The 6895-nt window shown below is 73.2% G+C and carries 9 protein-coding genes; 3 read left to right on the forward strand and 6 right to left on the reverse strand.

Translation table 11 applies throughout. The features are described 5' to 3' along the window. The coding region (locus ACFQ3T_RS32920; protein WP_380729432.1) for an AfsR/SARP family transcriptional regulator at nt 1-652 on the reverse strand (652 nt) is incomplete at its 3' end. Nucleotides 653-781: 129 nt separating this feature from the next. On the opposite strand from ACFQ3T_RS32920, the gene ACFQ3T_RS32925 reads away from it, so the two are divergent. Continuing rightward, a complete protein-coding gene (locus tag ACFQ3T_RS32925; RefSeq protein ID WP_380729448.1) occupies nt 782-1021 on the forward strand; it encodes a DUF4242 domain-containing protein in 240 nt (79 codons plus the stop codon). Nucleotides 1022-1043: 22 nt separating this feature from the next. Continuing rightward, the gene (locus ACFQ3T_RS32930; RefSeq protein ID WP_380729434.1) at nt 1044-1400 is read left to right on the forward strand and encodes a cupin domain-containing protein; all 357 of its coding nucleotides are present in this window, start codon (nt 1044-1046) and stop codon (nt 1398-1400) included. 82 nt (nt 1401-1482) lie between these two features. On the opposite strand, the gene ACFQ3T_RS32935 is transcribed toward ACFQ3T_RS32930, so the two are convergent. The 3 genes from ACFQ3T_RS32935 to ACFQ3T_RS32945 all read right to left on the reverse strand — a co-directional run bounded on the left by ACFQ3T_RS32935 (nt 1483) and on the right by ACFQ3T_RS32945 (nt 3855). Further along, nucleotides 1483-2508: a 6-phosphofructokinase gene (locus tag ACFQ3T_RS32935; RefSeq protein WP_380729436.1), complete on the reverse strand. Its 1026-nt coding sequence runs from the start codon at nt 2506-2508 to the stop codon at nt 1483-1485. Between the two features lie 80 nt (nt 2509-2588). Then, nucleotides 2589-3101 carry a polyadenylate-specific 3'-exoribonuclease AS gene (locus ACFQ3T_RS32940; RefSeq protein WP_380729438.1) on the reverse strand — a complete coding sequence of 171 codons (513 nt, stop codon included), beginning with the start codon at nt 3099-3101 and terminating at the stop codon, nt 2589-2591. Between the two features lie 22 nt (nt 3102-3123). Further along, complete coding sequence (locus ACFQ3T_RS32945) at nt 3124-3855, reverse strand: lysophospholipid acyltransferase family protein (RefSeq protein WP_380729440.1); 732 nt, start codon at nt 3853-3855, stop codon at nt 3124-3126. Between the two features lie 203 nt (nt 3856-4058). On the opposite strand from ACFQ3T_RS32945, the gene ACFQ3T_RS32950 reads away from it, so the two are divergent. Then, nucleotides 4059-4538 (forward strand): hypothetical protein, encoded by a 480-nt coding sequence (locus tag ACFQ3T_RS32950; RefSeq protein WP_380729442.1) that lies wholly within the window; start codon nt 4059-4061, stop codon nt 4536-4538. 127 nt (nt 4539-4665) lie between these two features. Here the strand turns inward: ACFQ3T_RS32950 and ACFQ3T_RS32955 are convergent, their stop codons facing one another. Together ACFQ3T_RS32955 and ACFQ3T_RS32960 are read right to left on the reverse strand one after the other, a co-directional pair. Beyond that, nucleotides 4666-5598 (reverse strand): anti-sigma factor RsbA family regulatory protein, encoded by a 933-nt coding sequence (locus ACFQ3T_RS32955; protein ID WP_380729444.1) that lies wholly within the window; start codon nt 5596-5598, stop codon nt 4666-4668. 190 nt (nt 5599-5788) lie between these two features. Beyond that, entirely contained in the window at nt 5789-6760 is a 972-nt protein-coding gene (locus tag ACFQ3T_RS32960) for an ROK family protein (RefSeq protein WP_380729446.1), read from the reverse strand. Between the last annotated feature and the right edge of the window lie 135 nt (nt 6761-6895).

The raw sequence follows: 6895 nt of genomic DNA on the forward strand, positions 1-6895 counted from the left end.
CCGCGTCCGGCCCGACGCCGACGCGCTCCCGCAGCGCGCGGCGCAGCCGTTCGAACTGGCGCAGCGCCTCGCGGCGGTTGCCCGCGGCCAGGTGCCGCCGCATCACGGCGCGGTGCGCCTCCTCGTCGGTCTCGTCCAGGTCGAGCAGTCGCGTCCAGTCGCCCGCCGCCCGGAGCAGCGCGGTGTACCGGGCTCTGGCCTTCGCCCGCGGCTCGACCACCCAGCACTCGTAGCGGTCGTCGGCGAGCAGGTCGCCGCGGTAGTCGGCGGCGGCGTGCGCGCACCTCCCGGCGTCACCCGAGGCCAAGGCGGCGTCGGCGGTCCGCTCGAACCGGTCCAGGTCCACGTCGAGGACGCCGGCCGGCCACAGCGTCAGCAGCCGGCCCGCGCACCGGACGGCGTCGGCGCACCCGAGCGCGCGCCGCGCGTAGTGCACCGCCTTGCGCAGATTCGCCCCCGCCGCGTCCACCGGCAGGTCGGGCCACAGCAGGTCCATCACCTGCTCGCGGTGCAACCGGTGGTCGGGAGCCACGGCCAGCAGCTTCACCACGTCGGCCGCCCGGCGGTTGCGCCAGACGTCGCCGGGGACGGGTCTTCCGTCGACGACGACGGAGAACCTGCCCAGAACGCGCACCTGGCAGGTGGCCGGCATGGCGGAACCCTACGTCCGGTCCGCCGGGTCCGCCGGGGGAACCGTGCGTAGCCGCGGGAACGGTTTGGGAACGCCCCGCCGGCTACCGTTCTCGGCTCCACCACCTGTCAGGAGGACGTCGTGTTGTTCATGGACGTGCACCACCACCTCCCCGAGGGCGCGGGCGCGAAGGACGTGGCCGACGCCCACGCCGCCGACCTGCGAATCCAGGACCGGTACGGCGTCCGGTACCTCAACTACTGGGTCGACGAGCAGGACGGGAAGGTGTTCTGCCTGGTCGAAGCCCCGGACGCGGAGTCCGCGCACCGGGTCCACCGCGAGGCGCACGGGCTCGTGGCGGACGAGATCCACCCCGTGACACAAGGCTGAGAACGCGTGAGAGGTGATCGAGATGTCCGTGCTGGCCGCCAAGAGCTTCACGGAACCGGAGGAGGTGCGGGAGTTCCCGCACGGCCACGTCGACCTGGTCACCGTCGGTGACGCCACGGTCGGCAGAGCGGAGTTCGAGCCGGGGTGGCGGTGGTCGCAGGACGTGAAGCCGATCGCGGGCACCGACTCGTGCCAGGCCGCCCACACCGGCTACATCCTGTCCGGCCGGATGCACGTCGTCATGGACGACGGGACGGAGGCCGAGGCGGGTCCGGGCGAGGCGGTCATGGTCGAGCCCGGCCACGACGCGTGGATCGTCGGCGACGAGCCGTGCGTGATGCTCGACTTCACGGGCCTGCGCGACTACGCCAAGAAGTGACGGCGCCGCGACGTGACGGCGCGCGAACGCCGAGCGCCCCCGGACCGGGAGTCCGGGGGCGCTCGGTGTGGTGCGGGGTCGATCAGCCGAAGAAGACCTCGGCCTCCTGGTAGCGCTCCAGCGGAACGGTCTTCAGCTCCGCGGTGGCCTCGGACAGCTTGACCCGGACGATGTCCGTGCCGCGCAGCGCGACCATGACGCCGAAGTCGCCCTCGGCGACCGCGTCCACCGCGTGCAGGCCGAACCGGGTGGCGAGCACGCGGTCGTACGCGGTGGGGATGCCGCCGCGCTGGACGTGGCCCAGCACGACCGCGCGGGACTCCTTGCCGGTCCGCTCGGAGATCTCCTCGGCCAGCCAGGTGCCGATGCCGCCCAGCCGCACGTGGCCGAACGCGTCCTTCTCGCCGGAGTGCAGGATCTCGGCGCCGCCCTCGGGCATGGCGCCCTCGGCGACGACGATGATCGGGGCGAACTGGCGCTCGAAGCGCCGCTCCACCCACTCGACCACCTTGTCGACGCTGAACTGGCGCTCAGGCACCAGGATCACGTTCGCGCCGCCGGCCAGGCCGGAGTGCAGCGCGATCCAGCCCGCGTGGCGGCCCATGACCTCGACGACCAGGGCGCGGTGGTGCGACTCGGCCGTCGTGCGCAGCCGGTCGATCGCCTCGGTGGCGATGTGCACGGCGGTGTCGAAGCCGAACGTGTAGTCCGTCGCGCCCAGGTCGTTGTCGATGGTCTTCGGCACGCCGACGACGCCGATGCCGTCGTCGGTCAGCCGCTTGGCGACACCCAGCGTGTCCTCGCCGCCGATGGCGATGAGGGCGTCGACCTTGTTCGCGGCGAGCGTCTCGCGGATGCGGTCGACACCGCCCTCGACCTTGTACGGGTTGGTGCGCGACGAGCCGAGGATGGTGCCGCCCCTGGTGAGGATGTCCTCGACGTCACCGAGCCCGATCGGCTTGGTCAGGTTCTCGATCGGCCCCTGCCAACCGTTGCGGAACCCCACGATCTCCCAGCCGTGGGCCTCGATGCCCTTGCGGACCACACCGCGGATCACCGCGTTGAGGCCGGGGCAGTCACCACCGCCGGTGAGCACACCAATGCGCATTTGCTTAGCCAATCTCTTCTCGTGGCGTGGGTCACCCAAGACTGACACGTGCTGGATCGGTGCAGCAAGCGAGGGTCCACCTAACGGACGGCGAAACCCTTGCGCAGCCGCTCGGACTCGATCACCTTCCAGCGCGCGAGGTTGTGCCGGGCGTCGGCCAGCGCGTCGTGCGCGTCCGCCGGCGCCTGCGGCAGCCTGGGCTTGCCCACGTCCTCCCAGCGTTGCCGGAGGTCGCGGGTGAACCGGGGCAGGCAGCGCGGCAACGCCGGCATCGGGCCCCAGAGCTGGGCCAGCGCGACGTGGTCGTAGGCCGCGAACCAGGCCCACAGCTCGATGTCGTCCCGGTTGGCCTTGGCGCCGCCCAGGAACTCGAGGAGGTCGTTGCGGATGCGCTCCCGGCTGCGCCACGCCCGGTCGGCGGGCGGTGGCAGCTGGGTGAGGACGTTCGCGCGCACCCACGGGCCGGCCTTGGCCGGGTCGAACTCGGTCGACACGGCGTAGAACTCGCGGCCTTCCTCGTCGACCACCCCGATGGAGACGAGGTCGATCGTCACCCCGTCCTCGATGAACTCACAGTCGTAGAAGAACCGCACCACTCCACCCTAGGGGTGCGGTTCAGCCGGCCTTCGTCTCGGGCAGCCGATCGACCGCTTTCGCGGGCCGCGGGTCGCCCTGGACCTCCTTGGCCTTGGCCGCGTAGACGTCCACGTACTCCTGGCCGGACAGCTCCATCAGGGCGTACATGATCTCGTCGGTGATGGACCGCAGCACGAACCGGTCGCCGGACAGGCCCTCGTAGCGGGAGAAGTCCAGCGGCTTGCCGATCTTGATCCGGATCGGGTAGGGCCGCCACATCTTCGAGCCGATGGGGTTGGCCTTGTCCGTGCCGAACATCGCGACCGGGATGACCGGCACGCCGGACTCCAGCGCGATCCACGCCACGCCGACCTTGCCCTTGTAGAGGCGGCCGTCGGGCGACCGGGTGCCCTCGGGGTAGATGCCGAGGAGCTTGCCCTCGCGCACGATCCGCACGCCCGTGTCGAGCGCTCCCTGGGCCGCCGACGCGCTGGACCGGTCGATCGGCACCTGGCCGACGCCGGAGAAGAACCAGCGCTGGAGCGCGCCCTTGACGCCCTTGCCGGTGAAGTACTCGATCTTGGCCGGGAAGGTGACCCGGCGGGACAGCTTCAGCGGGAGGAAGAAGGAGTCGGAGACCGCGAGGTGGTTGCTCGCCAGGATCGCGCCACCCTCCTTGGGGATGTTCTCCGCGCCCTCGATGATCTTGGGACGGAAGAACAGCTTCAGGAGCGGCCCGAGAAAGATGTGTTTCATCAACCAGTAGAGCACCGCTGGGAGCGCCTCCTCGACGAGCTTGATCCCCGCCGCCAGCCTACGGAGCCGATGGCACAAGACACAACGAAGACCCGCGCGGAGGCGGTACGGTCCGAACGTCCACCGGCTGCCGTAATCCGCAACACATCGCGCCCGTGGGACGATGGACCCTGGCAGAGGGATCGCCTTCACGACCCCGGAGGGCTTGGAGCACGCCGATGAACTCCCGACGCGACTCGACCGACGGCCCGGAGGACGTGGACGCGACCTTCGCCGAGATCGTGGCGGGCCTGGAACGCGAAGGCGTGGGCAGGCAGGTCTGGTCGGACGAGGCCGAACCGGACGAGGGCGACGAGGCCGAACCCGTGCGACCGGTGCGGCCCGAGGGTCAGCCGGCCGTGGCCACGATGGAGGACGGCGACGTCGACCGCGACGCCGACCCCGACGATCCCGACGACCACTTCGTGCCGCCCGAGCCTCCCCCGCTGCCGAAGCTGCGGGCCGGGACGATCGCCGCGTTGCTGGTGATCCTGCTGGGCGTCGTGCTGCTGCTGTTCCCCGGCCTGTTCGGGCTGACCGGCGCGATCGGCACGCCGCTGGCGCTGATCGTGCTGTGCTCGGGCGCGGGGTGGCTGGTGCTGCGGATGCGCAGCGGTCCGCCGGCGGACTCCGGGTGGGACGACGGCGCGGTGCTGTGACCAGCGGTTTTGTGACTCGCGGTGCTGTGACCTGCGGTCTTGTGGCTCGCGGTGCTGTGATCCGCGGTCTTGTGACCAGCGGTGCGGTGGTTCGCGGTGCGGTGACGGGCGGGGTCCAGGCCAGCCGTCAGGCGCCGACGGTCAGGCGGATCGTGTAGCCCTCGGCGTCCCGCCCCATGAGGACTTCCCGGCACGTCCGGTGGGTCAGCCACAGGCCCACGCCCGCCGTGGTGGTGAGGTCGGTCGGCACGAGCCCCGCCACGGGCGACCGCGGCCCCTCGCCGCGATCCGTCACGGCCACCAGGACGCTGGTCGGACCGGCCCACACGCGCACCCGCACCGGCGGCACGCCGTGGCACTGCGCGTTGGTGACGGCCTCGCTGGCGGCGTACACGATGTCGTCCACCTCGTCCCGGCTCAGGCGGGCGCCGGCGCAGGCCGCCGTCACCGCGCGGCGCGCCTCGGCCGGGGCCGGGTCGACCAGCTCCACCAGCGGCGGGTCGGCCTCCAGGCCGGTGGGCGGCACCTCGGGCCACGTCCACGACGACCGGTAGCTCTCGTTGGGCACGTGCGCGCCGTCCGGCGCGACGACGTGCGGGTGGGCGCTCAGGACGTCCGCCACCACCCGCGGCGGCGCCGTGCGCAGGTCGTACGGGCACAGCCCCCACACGGGCACCTCGGCGAACACCTCGGTGATCGACACCTCGTACCGCGCCCACCAGTCCCACGACGCGCCGACGCCGGGGTGCGGGACGTCGCCCATCACGCGGATCTGCGGCGCGCCCGCGTACTCGGCGAACAGCTTGCGCAAGGCCAGGATCGCCTCGGTGGGCCGTTCGTAGTGCTCGTCGCCGTGCAGGAACACGATCGCGGACGGGTCGGCCACGGCGTCGCGGATCAGCCGCTCGTTGGCCGCGTGGCACGCCACGACGACCGGCTCGCCGGCCGCCACCCCGCCGTCGAGGAAGGGCACGACGACCGAGCGGAAGTCGTCGTCGCTGCCGTAGAACGCCGCCTCGTGGAAGTACCCGACGTGCCCTTGCGCCGCACCGCTCCTCATCCGAGCGCCCCGGGGTGGTCGCCGGGCGCGCGGGTGCGGCGCGGAGCCCCGAACGGCATCGCCGGGACGTCGAAGATCCGCTTTCCGCGGCCGGAAATCTGCATCCCGCGATGCTACGCCGCGTCGTCCGGGAAGCGGCTCTCCGGTCAAACCGGACGTCCCACCACCGGACCCCCGGACGGGCGCCCGCTCAGCTCGACCGGCCGTTGCGGGCGGTGTGGCCCGCCACCTCGCGGGCCAGGGTGGCGACGCCGACGATCCCCGCGTCGTCGCCGAGCTGGGCGGTCCGGATGCGGGCCAGCGGCCGGTGCCCCGCCCCGGTCACCACGGCCGCGTAGCGCTCGCGGGCGTCGTCCAGGAACAGCGGCGCGGACTCCGACACACCGCCGCCGATCACCACGACCTCCGGGTCGTACACGTCGGCGACCAGCGCCAACCCGTCCCCCAGCCACCGCGCCAGGTCCGCCATCGCGCGCTGCGCGAGCGGGTCGCCGTCCCGCGCCGCGCCCGCGACCCGCCGACCGGTCACGGCCCGCGAGTCGCCCAGGGCCTCCCGCGCCAGCACGGTGGACAGGCCGGGGTGCCGGGCCAGCAGCTCCACCGCCGTCGTGCTCAGCGCCGTGCCGGAGCAGTACCGCTCCCAGCAGCCGTTCTTGCCGCACGGGCAGGGCCGCCCGTCCGGCACGAGCCGCAGGTGGCCGAGCTCGGGCGCGACGCCGTGCGCGCCGCGGAACGGCCGGCCGTCGAGCAGCAGCGCGCCGCCGCTCCCGGTGCCGATGGCGCCCAGGGCGGCGATCATCGCGCCGCGCGCCGCGCCGAACCGGTGCTCGGCCAGGGCGGCGGCGTTGGCGTCGTGCTCCAGCACCACGGGCAGGCCGACGCGCTCGGAGATCCGGTCCGCCACGGGGGCCTGCCGCCAGGCGAGGTGCGGCGCGAACCGCACGGTCCGGCGGTCCGAGGCGACGAACCCGGCCACGGCCAGGCCCACCGCGGCGACGCGGTGCCGTGCCGTGAGCTCGGCCACGGCCGCGCCGATCGCCTCCTCCAACGCCTCTTCGCCGCTGGGCGTGGCGGCACGGGCCGTGTCGAGCACCGCGCCGTCACCGTCGACCACACCGGCCCGCACGCTGGTCCCGCCGACGTCGACGCCGACAGTCAGCACTGCGACCCCTGACCGCGCCGCACCACCGGGATGTGCTGGACGCGCGGCTTGTCCGGGCGGGCCTCCGCGTCGGCCGCCTCGGTCGGGGCGGGCGGCGGCGTCGGCTCCGCCAGCGCGGCCAGCAGCACGGCGAAG

The sequence above is a fragment of the Saccharothrix hoggarensis genome, from assembly GCF_042678885.1.
In the GTDB taxonomy this organism is placed as follows: Bacteria; Actinomycetota; Actinomycetes; order Mycobacteriales; family Pseudonocardiaceae; genus Actinosynnema; species Actinosynnema hoggarensis.